The 14,597-nt window shown below is 70.7% G+C and carries 11 protein-coding genes; 10 read left to right on the top strand and 1 reads right to left on the bottom strand.

What is annotated here, in order from left to right:
* The first annotated feature begins 9 nt into the window (after positions 1-9).
* From pdxH to ACN27F_RS21150, 7 genes are all read left to right on the top strand, one after another.
* A complete protein-coding gene (gene pdxH, locus ACN27F_RS21120) occupies positions 10-639 on the top strand; it encodes a pyridoxamine 5'-phosphate oxidase (protein ID WP_421436026.1) in 630 nt (209 codons plus the stop codon).
* An 82-nt stretch (positions 640-721) separates the two neighbouring features.
* Complete coding sequence (locus ACN27F_RS21125) at positions 722-1,699, top strand: aldose 1-epimerase family protein (RefSeq protein ID WP_421436028.1); 978 nt, start codon at positions 722-724, stop codon at positions 1,697-1,699.
* On the top strand, positions 1,699-2,319 hold the full coding sequence (locus tag ACN27F_RS21130; RefSeq protein ID WP_421436029.1) for a nitroreductase family protein: 621 nt from the start codon (positions 1,699-1,701) through the stop codon (positions 2,317-2,319). Before ACN27F_RS21125 ends, ACN27F_RS21130 begins: the two co-directional genes overlap by 1 nt.
* A gap of 201 nt (positions 2,320-2,520) precedes the next feature.
* Positions 2,521-2,832, top strand: coding sequence for a type II toxin-antitoxin system VapB family antitoxin (locus tag ACN27F_RS21135; RefSeq protein ID WP_421436031.1), 312 nt, complete (start codon positions 2,521-2,523; stop codon positions 2,830-2,832).
* 75 nt (positions 2,833-2,907) lie between these two features.
* The gene (locus ACN27F_RS21140; protein WP_421436034.1) at positions 2,908-3,729 is read left to right on the top strand and encodes a DUF4230 domain-containing protein; all 822 of its coding nucleotides are present in this window, start codon (positions 2,908-2,910) and stop codon (positions 3,727-3,729) included.
* Positions 3,730-3,973: 244 nt separating this feature from the next.
* Complete coding sequence (locus tag ACN27F_RS21145) at positions 3,974-5,209, top strand: glycosyltransferase family 2 protein (protein ID WP_421436036.1); 1,236 nt, start codon at positions 3,974-3,976, stop codon at positions 5,207-5,209.
* Between the two features lie 33 nt (positions 5,210-5,242).
* A complete protein-coding gene (locus ACN27F_RS21150) occupies positions 5,243-7,198 on the top strand; it encodes an arabinofuranosyltransferase (RefSeq protein ID WP_421436037.1) in 1,956 nt (651 codons plus the stop codon).
* Positions 7,199-7,209: 11 nt separating this feature from the next.
* On the opposite strand, the gene ACN27F_RS21155 is transcribed toward ACN27F_RS21150, so the two are convergent.
* Positions 7,210-7,416: a PspC domain-containing protein gene (locus ACN27F_RS21155; protein WP_421436043.1), complete on the bottom strand. Its 207-nt coding sequence runs from the start codon at positions 7,414-7,416 to the stop codon at positions 7,210-7,212.
* Between the two features lie 432 nt (positions 7,417-7,848).
* Between ACN27F_RS21155 and ACN27F_RS21160 the strand changes: the two genes are divergently transcribed.
* Genes ACN27F_RS21160 through ACN27F_RS21170 form a run of 3 tightly spaced genes read left to right on the top strand, consistent with a single transcriptional unit; the run spans position 7,849 to position 14,596 of the window.
* Positions 7,849-10,002 (top strand): DUF5941 domain-containing protein, encoded by a 2,154-nt coding sequence (locus tag ACN27F_RS21160; RefSeq protein WP_421436045.1) that lies wholly within the window; start codon positions 7,849-7,851, stop codon positions 10,000-10,002.
* The gene (locus ACN27F_RS21165; RefSeq protein ID WP_421436046.1) at positions 9,999-12,203 is read left to right on the top strand and encodes a bifunctional glycosyltransferase/CDP-glycerol:glycerophosphate glycerophosphotransferase; all 2,205 of its coding nucleotides are present in this window, start codon (positions 9,999-10,001) and stop codon (positions 12,201-12,203) included. Before ACN27F_RS21160 ends, ACN27F_RS21165 begins: the two co-directional genes overlap by 4 nt.
* 11 nt (positions 12,204-12,214) lie before the next feature.
* Positions 12,215-14,596: a glycosyltransferase family 2 protein gene (locus ACN27F_RS21170; protein ID WP_421436049.1), complete on the top strand. Its 2,382-nt coding sequence runs from the start codon at positions 12,215-12,217 to the stop codon at positions 14,594-14,596.
* Position 14,597 lies beyond the last annotated feature (1 nt).

A 14,597-nucleotide genomic window follows, 5' to 3' on the forward strand; every position in this document is an offset into this window, starting at 1 on the left:
CCGGCTCCGATGCGTCGTGACTATCACGGCGCTGCGGAACTGCGCCGGGCCGATCTTGCCGACGAGTGGCACGTTCAGTTCGAACGCTGGTTCGCCGATGCGACAAGAGTCGGTCTGACAGAGCCGAACGCGATGGTGCTCGCCACCGCCGACCGTGCCGGCCGACCGAGCGTGCGTACCGTGCTGCTCAAGGGGTACGACGAGAAAGGTCTGGTCTTCTTCACCAACTACGGGTCGCGCAAGGCCACCGAGATCGCCGCGAATCCCAGCGCCAGCCTGCTCTTTCCCTGGTTCGTGATGTTCCGGCAGGTCGAGGTGCGCGGCGCGGTGACACCGGTCAGCCGGGCCGAAAGCGAGGCCTACTTCGCGACCCGGCCCCGGGGCTCGCAACTCGGCGCGTGGGCGAGCGATCAGTCGCGGGTGGTGCCGGACCGGGCCGCGATCGACGCCGGCCTGGCCGTGGTGGCGCAGCGGTTCGCGGGCGAGTCGTCGGTGCCGACCCCGCCGCACTGGGGCGGGTTCCGGGTGACACCCGAGGCGGTGGAGTTCTGGCAGGGCCGGGCGAGCCGGTTGCACGACCGGTTCCGCTATCGCCGGACCGCCGCCGGTGGGTGGATGATCGAACGCCTGGCACCGTGAGCGACGTTGAATTTACTTTCAGTTATTGTCGATCGCGGCTCGCGGGTGCGACGGTCCCCGATTGAACCGTTATCGTCGCCGCATGGACAACGTCGATGCACGTCCGGGACCGCCGTCGGGGGCGCAGTGGACGATCGGGGCCGCCGGGCACCAAGCCGTCGTGGTCGAGGTCGGTGGCGGCCTGCGGACCTACCGGGCTGACGGGTTCGACTACGTCGACGGGTACGCCGAGCACGAACTCTGCGTCGGCAGCGCCGGGCAGATCCTGGCACCCTGGCCGAACCGGATCCGCGACGGCCGGTACACCTTCGGTGGCGACACCCGGCAGTTGCACCTGTCCGAGCCGTCCCGGCACACCGCCATCCACGGGTTGACCTGCTGGTTGCCCTGGCAGTTGGTGTCCAAGACGGCCGACGAGGTGGTGCTCGGGTGCAGACTCGTCCCACAGCCGGGCTATCCGTGGTCGCTGGTGCTGCGTACCCGGTGGCGGGTGGGCGCGGCCGGGCTGCAGGTGACCCACCAGGTGACGAACGCGAGCGCCGAGCCGGCGCCGTTCGGCATCGGAGCGCACCCGTACCTGCGCCTGCCGGCGACATCGGTCGACGAGACCGTCGTGCACCTGCCGGCGGAGAGCCGGCTGCTGGTGGACAACCGGCTGCTGCCGATCGGCGCGGCCACGCTGGCCGGTGGTGAGTACGACTTCGGCACTCCGCGCCAGATCGGGGCGATGCTGCTGGACACCGCGTTCGGTGAGCTCAAGCGCGATACCGGCGGTGGTTCCGCAGTGACGCTGTCCACCCCGGATGGATCGACCAGCGTGACGGTGTGGGCCGATCCGGCCTTCAACTGGTGGCAGTTGTTCAGCGGGGACACGTTGGCCGCGCCGCGCCACCGGCGCTCGGTGGCGGTGGAGCCGATGACCTGCCCACCGGATGCGTTCCGGTCCGGTCGTGATCTCATCACGCTGGAGCCGGCCCAGACCTGGCAGGCGAGTTGGGGGATCTGCCCGGCGATCCAGGACAGCGGCGTGGGGAGTCACAGCGGCGCGGGGAGTCACTGATGGAGTTCCGCGAGGTCGTCCTGCGGCGGCGGATGGTGCGCAACTACGATCCGGAGCGGCCGGTGCCGCCGGAGGTCGTGGACCGCCTGCTGGAGTACGCGACGCACGCTCCGTCTGCGGGGTTCTCGCAGGGGTGGGGATTTCTGGTGCTGGACGAAGCCGCCGACCGGGAGCGGTTCTGGGCGGCCACCACACCGGTGGCCGGAGATCCGGACACCGATCGGCGCAGTCGCTGGCTGACCGGGATGACCCGGGCGCCGCTGATCATCGTGCCGCACGCGAACCGTTCGGCGTACCTCGACCGGTACGCCCAGCCGGACAAGGGCTGGACCGACCGGGACGAGGCCCGTTGGCCGGTGCCGTACTGGCACATCGACACCGGATTCGCCGCCCTGCTGATGCTCCTGACGGTGGTCGACGAAGGACTCGGTGGGTGCTTCTTCGGGATTCCGCCCGAGCGTACGGAGGACTACCGGGCGGCGTTCTCGGTGCCGGCGGAGTTCACGCCCATCGGCGCGATCACGGTGGGCTACCGGGCGGCGGACACCCGTTCCCCGTCGCTGCGCCGAGGCCGCCGGCCGGTCGCCGAGGTGGTGCATCGCGGCCGATGGACGGGGTAGGCCTGCGGTCGGTCCGCGGGACAACGAGCCGGTCTTGTCGCGTGAACTCGCTAGGCTGGCAGGCACGCCGGCGGCGGACAAGGTGCCGTCGGTGACGGGAGTAGTCAGGTCAGGGCTGGTCGGGTCATGGCCATTGGCAGGGCCGCAGGCCGCATTGGCAGGGCCGCAGGCCGGTAGGCGACATGGGAGGAGCGCGCCGTCGTGATCTTCAAAGCGGTGCGGGACGGTCGTCCTTACCCTGAGCACGGGTTGACTCTCAAACAGTGGGCGGAAATCCCACCCCGGCCGTTGCGGCTCGATCAGTTGATCACGACCAAGCGGGAGCTCGCGCTGGACAAGCTCCTCGCCGAGGACTCGACCTTCTACGGTGACCTCTTTCCGCACGTCGTGCAGTGGAACGGCGCCCTCTATCTGGAAGACGGTCTGCACCGGGCGCTGCGGGCGGCGCTGCAACAGCGCAACCAGATTCATGCCCGGGTGTACCTGCTGGTCGAGGCGCACGCTACCGGCTGACGGGGCGACGGCCCGCGGCTGTGCGGATGCGGATGTCGTACCGGAGCCGTACGGTGTGCCCAGGCGACCCTACCGGTGGGCCCGCGTCTGGTGAGGACGGTGATCGCAGTGTCCCGCAGCGATGTCAACGACCCCACTCGGGAGTACCCGGAATATGCGAAAGGTCGGGCAACAGCCGATGACTGGGCGCCGGCTGGCGAGCCGCCGTCCGCCGATGCCGGGTCGGACTCCGCTGGTGCGACGTCTTCTCGGACGAGTCACGTCGGCCGCGGCCTGTTCTGGGCGTTCGGCGTACTCGGGTTGGTCGTGGTGCTGGTACTCGGCAGCCAGGCGGCCGGGCTGTGGCCCAGTTGGCGCAATCCGTTCGCGCAGCAGGAAACGGATCGCACCCAGCCGCCGGTGCTGCAGTCGATCCAGGATCTGAGCCGTTTCGTCGCGGCCGAGGGCAACTATCAGGTCATCGTCGATCTCGAAAAGGACCGACGGTACGTTCCGGACTTTCTGCTCAATCAGCGTACGTTGTTCGTCGGGGTGGGCAGCGTGGAGGCCTACGTTGACTTCGGACAAATAACCGATGGTGCCGTCATTGTCAACGAAGAGGACCGTACGGTGCAGATCACCCTTCCGGCCCCCCGGTTGACCGACGCGGATCTGGATCTGGCCAGCAGTTACGTCTTCGCCGAAGAGCGTGGGCTGCTGAACCGCCTCGGCGAGGTCTTCGGCGGCGATCCCAACCGGCAGCAGCAGGTCTACCAACTGGCGGAGGAGCGGATAGCCGCTGCCGCCCGGGACAGCGGCATCACCGACCGGGCCGAGGAGAACACGCGCAAGATGTTGACGGGTCTCTTGCGCTCCCTGGGCTATGAAAGCGTCTCTGTCGCCTTCGTGGCTGCCTAGGAAATCGAGAAGCGAGTAGCCCTCTGAATCGGTAGCAGGGCCCCGGTAAACGGAGTGATATTCGGGTTTGTTCCTCCGTCGCCGGGGTCCTGGCGCACGTCTTGGATCCGCCGCGTTAGAGTGCAGCCGAGAAGGTTAATCCCGTATCAGTGATCGAAGCCCAGGCGAGAACAATTCGTATCTGGGTTGAATCGACCTGACCGTGGGGTTTCTATTTTCGGGGGGGTCATCCGTGGTGCAATCCGTGCGCAACGAGCAGATTGAGCAGGTTGGGCAGATCGAGGTCACCGTGCTCCTGCCGTGCCTGAACGAGGCCGAAACGCTGGAGGTCTGCGTTCGCAAGGCACGCGAAGCGCTCACCCGGATGAGCGTCGTGGGTGAAGTTCTGGTGAGCGACAACGGCTCGACCGACGGTTCGCAGGAAATCGCCGTCCGAGCCGGTGCCCGGGTTTCCGCGGCACCGGTCCGAGGCTACGGCGGGGCGTTGATCAACGGCATCGAACAGGCCCGGGGCCGGTACGTCATCATGGCGGACGCCGACGACTCGTACGACCTGTCCAACCTCGAGTCGTTCATCCACGAACTGCGTCGTGGCCACGACGTGGTGATGGGAAACCGCTTCAAGGGCGGGATAGCCCCGGGCGCCATGCCGTTCCTGCACCGCCATCTGGGCAACCCTGTCCTGTCCTGGCTGGGCCGGCGGCTGTTCGGCCTCAAGGTCGGCGACTTCCACTGCGGCATACGCGGGTTCAACCGTGACCGGATCCGGCAGTTGCAGCTGTGCATGCCGGGCATGGAATTCGCCTCGGAGCTGGTGGTACGGGCGGCGCTGAACGGGTACGACATCGTGGAGGTGCCGACCACGCTGAGCCCGGACGGCCGCAGCCGCCCACCACACCTGCGCACCTGGCGGGACGGCTGGCGGCATCTGCGGTTCCTGCTGGTCTTCGCGCCCCGGAAGATGCTCATCTGGCCCGGAGCCACGCTGTTCTCGATCGGACTGGTCGCCACGGCCGTACTGGTGGTGGGTCCGTTCGTCGTCGGCGGCATCGGGTTCGACGTGAGCACGCTGGTCTACACCTGTCTCGCCATGCTGGTCGGCGCCCAGCTCCTGCTCTTCGGCGCCTTCGCGGTGATCTACGGCCGGTACGAAGGCATGACGAATCTGCGGCAGGTCGACCGCTGGAGTCGGTTCCTGCGGCTGGAGACCTGCACCGCCGCCGGGGTGGGACTGATCCTGCTCGGGCTGGCCGGCACCGTCGCGGCGATCGGCGCCTGGGGCGCGGCCGGGTTCGGCGCACAGGACGTCAGTGCGACGCTGCGGGTGGTGTTACCGTCGTCGACCGCGATCGGTCTCGGTGCGACGCTGATCTTCGCCGGGCTCTTCTCCAGCCTGCTCGGCCTGCGCCGGGTCTCGGCCGCGGTGACGGACCAGCACGTGCCGTCGCCGAGCACGCCGCTGGCGGCGAGTCCCAGCTGACGGTAGACGCCAAGCCGAAGCCGACGGAGCACGATGGGTGTCGACGCAACCTCCACTGATCTGCCGGACCAGCGACGGCCGAGCAACGCCGGCGAGCGCGGCGGCCCGGACGCCTCTGCCGGAGCACTCGACCGGACATCCGGTGCGGCCCGTTCCCGCTGGGCGAGCGCGGGCCATCCGGCACTGCTCGCGGTGCTGGTCTGGGCGGTGGCCGTTCCGGTCGCCTGGCGGCTGCCGAGTGTCGCCGACCGTGATCCCTTCAGCCCGTCCGGTCGGATCCTTCCGGTCACCGGCGGCCTGCTGCTGATCTGCTTGGTCCTGCTGGCGGCTGCGGTGATCCGGCGGTTCGGGCCGCCGGCGGGGGTGAGTGCGCTGTCCGGGGTGGGCGCGGGCCTGGCCGCCGGCTGGGTGGTGCTGATCCTGCGGGCGGCGCTGCACGGCACCCCGTTCGGTTTCGGTGGGCTGCACGGCGACATGCTGCGGATGTCGGCGGCGGCGACCCGGTACACCGTCACCGTTGCCAGTACCGACACCACCGTGGCCGGTCTGCCCTCGGAGTACCCGCCGCTGTACGCGTGGCTGGTCGGCCGAGCGGCGGTGCTGCTCGACCAACCAGCCTGGCGACTGCTCGGTGCCGCCGAGGTGCTGTCGCTGTCCGCGTCGGTGCTGGTGGCCTTCCTGTTGTGGCGCCGCCAGGTCGGGTCGTGGACCGCCCTGGCCGTGGCCTGCACCGGGGTGCTCGCCTGGTCGGACCCGCGCAAGGCGTACGAGGTGTTGGCGCTGATGATCTTCATTCCGTGGGTGCTGGAGACGTTCACCCGGCCACCCCGGGCCCGGTTGCACTGGCTGCCCGCCGGGCTGCTCGGCGGCCTGCTGGTCGTGCTCTACCAGGCATGGCTGGTCTACGCGGCCATCGGACTGGTGGCGATCGTCCTGCTCGCCTGGCGGACCGAACCGGACCGTCGGGCCTACCTGCGACGCCTGTCGCTGGTCGCGGGTGTCGCGTTCACGGTCTCCGCCTGGTACGTGTTGCCGTACCTGTGGAGGTTGGTCGCCGAAGGCGGTGGCCAACTCGTCTCCGATCGGTACGTCTCCCCGCATTTCCTGGCCGGGCTGCTGCCGTTTCTGGACATCCAGTCCGGTCCGGAAAGCGACATCCTGTTGCGTGGGCTGCAACTGGTCGGGCTGGCCGGGCTGGTCTGGTTGCTGCGGGTCACCTGGTGGGCCCGACCGCTGGCCCTGGTCGCCGCCGCTGCCTTCGGCTACCGGCTGCTGGCCACCGTCCGGCTGATGCTTACCGGACACACCGGGTTCGCGCACTACACCGTCCGCCTCTACGGCGTCGTGCTGGCCATCGCCGGGGTGTTGACGATCGCCCACGTGGTACCGATCCTGCTCCGCCGGGCCCGCGTCGCGGGCCCGGTCGGCCTGGTCGGGGCGCCCCTCGCGGTGCTGCTGGGCTGGGGTGTGGTCTGGTACTCCACCGCCTGGCTACCCGGCGCCGGCGGCGTCGGGTCCGGATACGCAGCCGCGGCGCACACCCAGCCACTGCCGGGCGGCGGCTACCCCCGGTACGCCCCGGCCGGGGGGCGGGTGCCGTGGTTCCCGGTCGAACCGGTACGCCAGGCGGTGCAGGACGCCGTCGGCGAGGATCCCCGCCTGGTGACGCTCAGCGTGGACGAACGGCTGTTCGCGTACCTGCCCTGGCCCGGGTACCTGAGCAACGACCGTACGGCCGCCGCGACCCTGTCCCGTTGGGACGAGCGCAAGGCACAGGTACGCGACTTGGCCGGCGAGCGTGACCCGGTGGCGTTCGCGGCAGCCTCGGCGTCGACCGAGTTCGGCCCGATCGACGTCTTCGTGCTTCGCCGCGACGGCGACGACCTGCGCTGGGCGGACCTGTGGTTCCACCGCGACCAGTTCGACGACCGGTTCTGGACGGTCCGGGAGGACCTGCCGGAGCGGATCGCGGTCTACATCCGCCGGTGACGCGCGCCGGCTCAGCGCGAGGACGCGAGGTACCGGTCCTCGTTGGGCATGACGATCCACAGCGCCAGGTAGACGATCACCTGGGTGCCGGGCAGCAGCAGGGAGAGCAGGAACAGCAACCTGACCATTCCCGCGGAGATACCGAATCGGTGGGCGAGTCCGGCGCAGACCCCGGCGATCATCCGGCCGTTTCGGGGGCGTACCAGCTTGCGGCTCATGATGTGCTCCATGTCGTCTCGGCTACGGTCGGTGGTGCCGGTGGGTGCCGTCGTCCGCGACCGGCCGGCTGACGTCAACGGTAGGTACCGGCGGCGAGGGTGCCCTCGGCCGTGGGACCGATTCGCGTCGCGGCTCCCGTACGGGAGATACCCGGAGCAATTCATGATCATCGCGGTTGTTCGGTCGCGGCACGGTCGAGCTACGGCCAATCCCCAGATGCTTGTGTTACCAGCAATGTTCACCTACTGCTAACCTGGCCGGCGTTGTCCGCCCACGCGGTGCCCGGCCGTGGGGTTATTCGGGCAACGCACCCATCGGAGCGTCTTCGCAGCTCCATCTGTGGGAGCGCGGCCGCCCGACGAGCGGCCGTACCGGGCGGCCAGGGGAGGTCTGCACCCGGTGACCGGTACGCGAGACGGAGGCGCGCCGCTGTGACACTGGCCATTGTGCTGCCGGGTACGCAGCAGAGCCGGCTGCTGGCCCAGCTCGTCGCCGCCGGTGTGGTCGATGTCCGTACGGCAGACCTGGAATCGCTGGCCGGGATGGCGGCAACCACCACCGAACCGGTGCTGCTGTGCGCGGGCGACGTGGTCGCGCACACCGAGGTGTTCCGCCAGCTCGACGCCGGGCCGGCCGCCGGCACCCGGGCCCTACTGCTCGTGGCGCACGGTGACGACGCCCCCGACGCGGCCCCGAACCTTGCCGGCGTCGCCACCGCGTGCGAACGACGTGGTCAGCTCACCGCCGTCGCCCTGACACCCGGCACGACCCCGGACGAACGGGCACTGACGTTCGGCGGAGTGATTCGAATCGGCACCCCCGACCTGCCCGCGCTGGCGACCGCCGGACCGGCCGCCGCGGCGACGGTGGCAGGCGCGCGGCTGGCGGGCGACGCCGTCGCGCCCGAGCCGCTCGACGCGCTGCTGGACGCACTGGTCGCGGCCGGAGTGACGGTCGACGCGTACCGCCTGCGTGAACTCGTGGTCCAGCGGGTACGGGATCCGGCGCAGCTGGCAGCCGCCGAAGCCCAACTGCGGGCGGTCGACCCCGACCGCGCCAGGCTGCGGCTGGCGGTCAAGGAACACGACGACCTGTTCACCACATATTGCGTCAGCACATGGTCGCCTTGGGTGACCAAGCTGGCGGCCCGGCTCGGTGCCAGCCCGACCGGGGTGACCGTGGCCTCGGTGGCCTTCGCCGGTGCCGCTGCCACCCTGTTCGCTGTCGGTGGCCGTCCGCTGTCGCTGCTCGGCGCGGTGCTGCTCTACCTGGGGTTCGTCCTCGACTGTGTCGATGGTCAACTCGCCCGCTACACCGGTCGGTTCAGCGCCTTCGGCGGCTGGCTGGACACCATCGCCGACCGGGGCAAGGAGTACCTGGTCTATGCCGGGCTCGGCATCGGGGTCGAGCAGTCCGGGCTGGGCAACGGCTGGGCGCTGGCCACCGCCGCGATGGTGCTGCAGACCGTACGGCACGCGACCGACGCCTGGTACGGGGCGCTGCACGACGAGGCGGCCCGGCGCGACGCCGGCCAGCCCGTGCCCGCTGGCGGCTCGGTCGGTGGCTCGGTCGGTGGTCGGCTCAGCCAGGTTTCCGACCGGGTGATCGCCGATCCCGGCTCGTTGGTCTACTGGGCCAAACGCACCGTGGTCTTCCCGATCGGTGAACGCTGGGCGCTGATCGCGGTCACCGTCGCACTGTTCAACCCGCTGGTCAGCCTGGTCGCGGTGCTCAGCTGGGGAGTGCTCGCCGCCGGATACACCCTGGCGCTGCGCACCCTGCGGGCGTACGCGATGCGGGTGCCGGTGCTGGCCGCCGTGGACACCGCCCGTTACCGCGACGACGGGCTCGCCGCCCGCCGCCTTGCCGCCCGGGGCCTGGTCGCCCGCCGCTTCGGCGGCGGTGCCGGCCGGTTGCCGCCTGGGATCGGCGGCGGTGCCGGCCAGTTGCCGGCCGGCCTCGCCGGTGCCGCGACCAGCGTCGTGTTGCTCGTCGCGGTGACCGGCCCGCTGGCCATCCCCGCCCTACCCGCTGCCACCGCCCTGCCGACGATCGCGGTCCTGGCTGCCGCGGTCCTGGCTGCCGCGGCCCTGCTGCTGGCCACCGCCGTCGGCGCGACGCGGCCGGCCACCGGCGCCCTCGACTGGCTGGTGCCGGCCGCGCTGCGGGCGGCCGAGTACCTCTTCGTGATCGCGGCGGGTCTGGTCGCCGCGGTGCCACCGCCGGTGACCTACGGGCTGCTGCTCGTTCTGGCGCTGCACCACTACGACCTGACCGCTCGGCTGGACAAACGACTCGGCCCGCCACCGCTGCACCGGTGGAGCCTCGGCTGGGACGGCCGGGTCATCCTGCTCGCCGCCGCCACGGCGGGACCGGCCGTGCTGGCCGCCGTGGTGACGACCCTGCTCGCCGCCTACCTGCTGGTGATCTTCGTCGCCGACGCGGCGATCGAGCATCGCCGGGCCGGTGCATCGGCCCGGCGTCGTCCGGCGGCGCCATCGGCTTCTCTGCCATCGGCTGCTTCGCCACCACCCTTCCACCCCGCCGGCCGCCCCGCCGGCACGAGCACAGGTGAGCCACGATGACATTGATTAGTATCGTTGTGCCGGTCTATCGGGTGCAGGGATACCTGCGGGAATGCCTCGACTCGCTGCTCAAGCAGTCGTTCACCGACATCGAGGTCATCGCGGTGGACGACTGCTCACCGGACAGCTCCGGGCAGATCCTCGCCGAGTACGCCGCCCGCGACCCCCGGATCAAGGTGTTGTCGCTGCCGGCCAACGTCGGGCTCGGCGCCGCCCGTAACGCCGGGCTCGACATCGCGACCGGCGAATACGTCTGGTTTCTCGACAGCGACGACTGGCTGACCGACGGAGCGTTGCGGGCGGTGGCCAACCGGCTGCGGGCGACGACCCCGGACGTGTTGGTCGTCGACCACGCCCGGGTCTTCTGGAACTACCACTCGGCGTCCAGCGCACTACGGCAGGCGTTCCCCACCTCGCCGGGGTCGGCGGTGTTCGACGCGCGCACCCGCCCGGAGATCCTGCGGGTGCTGCACACCGCCTGGAACAAGGTGACCCGGCGGGAGTTCCTGGTCGGCCTCGGACTGCGGTTCGCCGATGGCTGGTACGAGGACGTTTCGTTCACCTTCCCGCTGCTCGTGGCCGCCGAGCGGATCACCGTGCTCGACCGGGTGTGCGTCAACTACCGGCAACGACGCACCGGTGCGATCACCCGGACCCGCAGTCGGCGGCACTTCGAGATGTTCGACCACTGGCGCCACACCTTCGACTGGCTGGACGTCCAGGGGTCGCGGGCCGACCACGTACGCCCGCAGTTGTTCGCCCAGATGATCGCCCACTACCTGATGGTGCTCGGGCACGACAACCGGCTGCCCCGCGACGTGCACCGGGAGTTCTTCATCAGGGCGAGTGCCGACTACCAGCGGCGGCTGCCGGCCGCCGGCTATCCGATGCCGGCCGGTGTCGACGGACTCAAGCACCGGCTGCTCGCCGCCGGCAGGTGGCGTACCTTCGCGGCGTTGCGCGTGCTGCAGCGCGCTCGCAAATCGCTGCGGGCGGCGTTCACGCGGGCCGGCCGGCCGACGCGGCGGCGCCTGCGTAACCTGGCCCGCGACTGGCGTCGGGCGCTGCTACGCGGCTACTACCGGCTGCAGTTGCGGCTGCCGATGGATCCCTCGCTCGCGGTCTACGCGGCCTACTGGTACCGCGGCTACAGCTGCAACCCGGCGGCGATCCACGCCAAGGCGGCCGAGATCGCCCCGCAGATCAACGGGGTGTGGGTGGTACGCCGCGACCGGGCGGCCAGCATGCCGGCCGGAGTGCCGTACGTCATCGCCGGCACCCGGCGCTACTACCGGACCATGGCCCGCGCCAAGTGGCTGATCAACAACGTGAACTTCCCGGACTACGTGCGCAAACGCCCCGGCTCGGTGCACGTGCAGACCCACCACGGCACACCGGTCAAGGTGATGGGGCTGGATCAGCGGCGGCACCCGATCGGCGCGGCCAGGATGAACTTCTCCTCGTTGCTGCGCCGGATCGACCGCTGGGACTTCAGCGTCAGTGCCAACCTGTTCTCCACGCAGATGTGGGAACGCGCCTACCCGGGCAGCTTCGAGTCGATCGACTCCGGCTACCCCCGTAACGACCGACTGGCCTTGGCCACCGCCGCCGACGTGACGGCCGCCCGCGAATCGCTCGGTATCAGCCCTGGTGAACGGGTGGTGCTCTACCTGCCGACGCACCGCGAGCACCAGCCCGGCTGGCGGCCCGACTTCGACGCCGACGAGTTCGCCGAGGTCCTCGGACCGGACGCCTGGCTGCTGATCCGCAGCCACTACTTCCATGACCGGGACCGCACCGGCCGGGCACCGGACGCCCCACCGACCGGACGGGTACGGGACATGTCGGCGCATCCGGTGGTGGAGGACCTGTACCTGGCTGCCGACGTACTGATAACCGACTATTCTTCGGCGATGTTCGACTACGCCGTGCTGGACCGCCCGATCGTCATCTACGCCCCGGACGCGGCCGCGTACGCGATGGCCCGAGGCGTCTACTTCGACATCACCGCCGAGCCGCCGGGCGCGGTCGCGACCACGTTCGGCCACCTGCTGGACGTGTTCCGTACCGGTGCGGTCGACGACGACGCCGCCACCAAGGCCCGCACCCAGTTCCGGACCAGGTTCTGCCACCTCGACGACGGTCACGCCGCGGAGCGGGTGGTCCGCCGGGCGCTGCTGGGCGAGCAGCACAACAACTGATCATGGGGGCGATGCTCAGCGCTGTCGTGCCGATCTACAACGTGGCGCGCTATCTGCCGGAGTGCCTCGACTCGCTGGCCGGGCAGAGCCATCCGGACGTCGAGTTCGTCCTGGTCGACGACGGCTCCACCGACAGCAGCGGGGACATCGCCGCCGCCCGTGTCGCGACCGACCCGCGCTTCCGGCTGATCCGCCAGGACAACCGAGGGCTGGGTGCCGCCCGCAACACCGGTGTCCGGGCCGCCACCGGCGACTATCTCACCTTCGTCGACAGCGACGACACGCTGCCGCCGTACGCGTTCGAGGTGCTGGTCCAGGCGTTGGAGTCGACCGGCTCGCAGATCGCCTCCGGCAACGTGCTGCTGTTCAACTCGCGAGGGCTGTGGCAGTCGCCGCTGCATCGCGGGACCCACCGGCAGACCTGGCTCGGCACCCGGCTGGCCAGCCGGCGCAACCTGGTCTACGACCGGCTGGCCTGCAACAAGGTGTTCCGGCGCGATTTCTGGAACCGCCACGACCTGTGGTTCCCCGAAGGCGTCCGGTACGAGGACATCCCGGTGACCATCCCGGCGTACGCGCTGGCCGAGGCGATCGATGTGCTGCCTACTCCGGTCTACCACTGGCGGCAGCGCGAAGCGGGTGCCGAGGAGTCGATCAGCCAGCGACAGTCCGAGGTCGCCAACCTGGTCGACCGGTTCGCCGCGGTGCGCGGTGCCAGCCGGTCGCTGGCCAGGCTCGGCGACCGTGCGCTGAAGAACCACTACGACTCGGTCGCGCTCCGTAGCGATCTGCGGATGTTCCTGTATCTGCTGCCGGATGTGCCCGACGGGACGTACCGCCAGCGGTTTCTCGACCTGGCTGGCGAGTTTCTGGCCGAGGTCGATCCGGCGGTGCCGGATCGGCTCGATCCCGGTTTGCGGGTGGCCTGGCACCTCGCCGGTGAAGGCCGGCTGACCGAACTGCTCACCGTCGTGCGGGCCACCCGGGCCGGTGTCGACCCGCCGGTGGTGCCGGCGGTGCCGCAGCGGCTGTACCGGCCGACCCGTCGGCTACGCACCGCGCTGCGCGCCGTCTCCTGGTCGGACGGTCGGCTGCGGATCGCCGGGCACGCCTACCGCGCCCCGGCCACAACTGGTGGTTCCCCGCCCTGGCCGCTGCTGCGTGGCCTGTGGCTCCGAGAGCAGGGCCGCAGCCGGCCGGTGCCCGCGCTGACCCGGGTCAAGCTGCTGCCGGCCGGTAACGCGCGGTCGTCGCCGCCCGCGTTCGACGATCCGCCGGCCTGGTCGGCGTTCACGGCCTCGTTCGGTACGGCGGCGCTGCGCCCCGGCTTCGGCCCGGGTTTCCGTCGGGGTGCCGGCGCTGGCTGGCGACCGGGCACGTGGCTGGTGATGGCTGGGATCGCCGGCCCCGGTGTGCGCCCGGTCATCGGACCGGTCAGGGTTGGTGAGATCCCGCCGGCGTTGCCCGCTGTCTGGGTGGCGCCCGGCGTACGGATCGTCGCGATGTCGCATGACGGTGCGCTGCGGGTGCGGGTGGAGCACCCGCCGGTGTGGGCCACCGCGGCTCGGGTCGACGGCGACTGTCTGATGATCTGCGGTGCCGTCGCCGACGGGGGTGCGGCGCCGACGGCCCTGTCCCTGTCGCGAACTCCGCAGGTGGTGTGCCGGCGCTACCCGGTCACTGTCGAGTCGGCCGGTGGCGCCACGTTCAGCTGCCGAATTCCGCTGGCCGATCTGTGGGCGGGCGACGGTGCCGGCCAGCCAGCCGGGGTCGGTACCCCGGCGCAGGGCTGGCTGGTCGGCTACGCGGGCGTGGCCGGATCGGGTGTGGCCGGATCGGGTGTGGCCGGATCGGGTGTGGCCGGATCGGGCGGGGTCCGGGCGGCCGACGGCGAACTGCCGGCCGGCGCCGGATTCGTCAGTCTCCAGCCGGCGCCAGGATGGCCCGGGCTCCTGGTGGAGCCGGCTGACCAGGGGCAGCTGTCGATCCGGGCGTTGCCGGCCGGTCCGCTGGTGACCTGGGCCACCGTCGAGTCGGGCGGAGTGACCATCGGCGGTGAGTGCGCCTCCGGCGACGCCCCGTCGTTCGTCGTGCTGCGACACGCGGACGATCTGCGGGACGCGGACGCGGCGGCGGACCGGGAACTGCCGGTCGAGGCCGTCGACGAGGGTTGGCTGGTGCGCGTGCCGGCCACCGGCCCCGACCAACCGGACCCGGGCCGTTGGTGGTTCGGGTATCGGGCGGCGGCCGACGATCAGGTACGGGAACTGCCGATGTCGCAACGGATCCGCGACGGTGCCGGGTCGGGGTACGGGACCGGCCCCGAATCGTCGCCGCGGCTGCGTCTGGAACCGGACCGGCTGAACCGCGTCGCACTCGTGGTCGGCCGATAGA

This window comes from Solwaraspora sp. WMMB335, from assembly GCF_049179075.1.
Lineage (GTDB): Bacteria > Actinomycetota > Actinomycetes > Mycobacteriales > Micromonosporaceae > Micromonospora_E.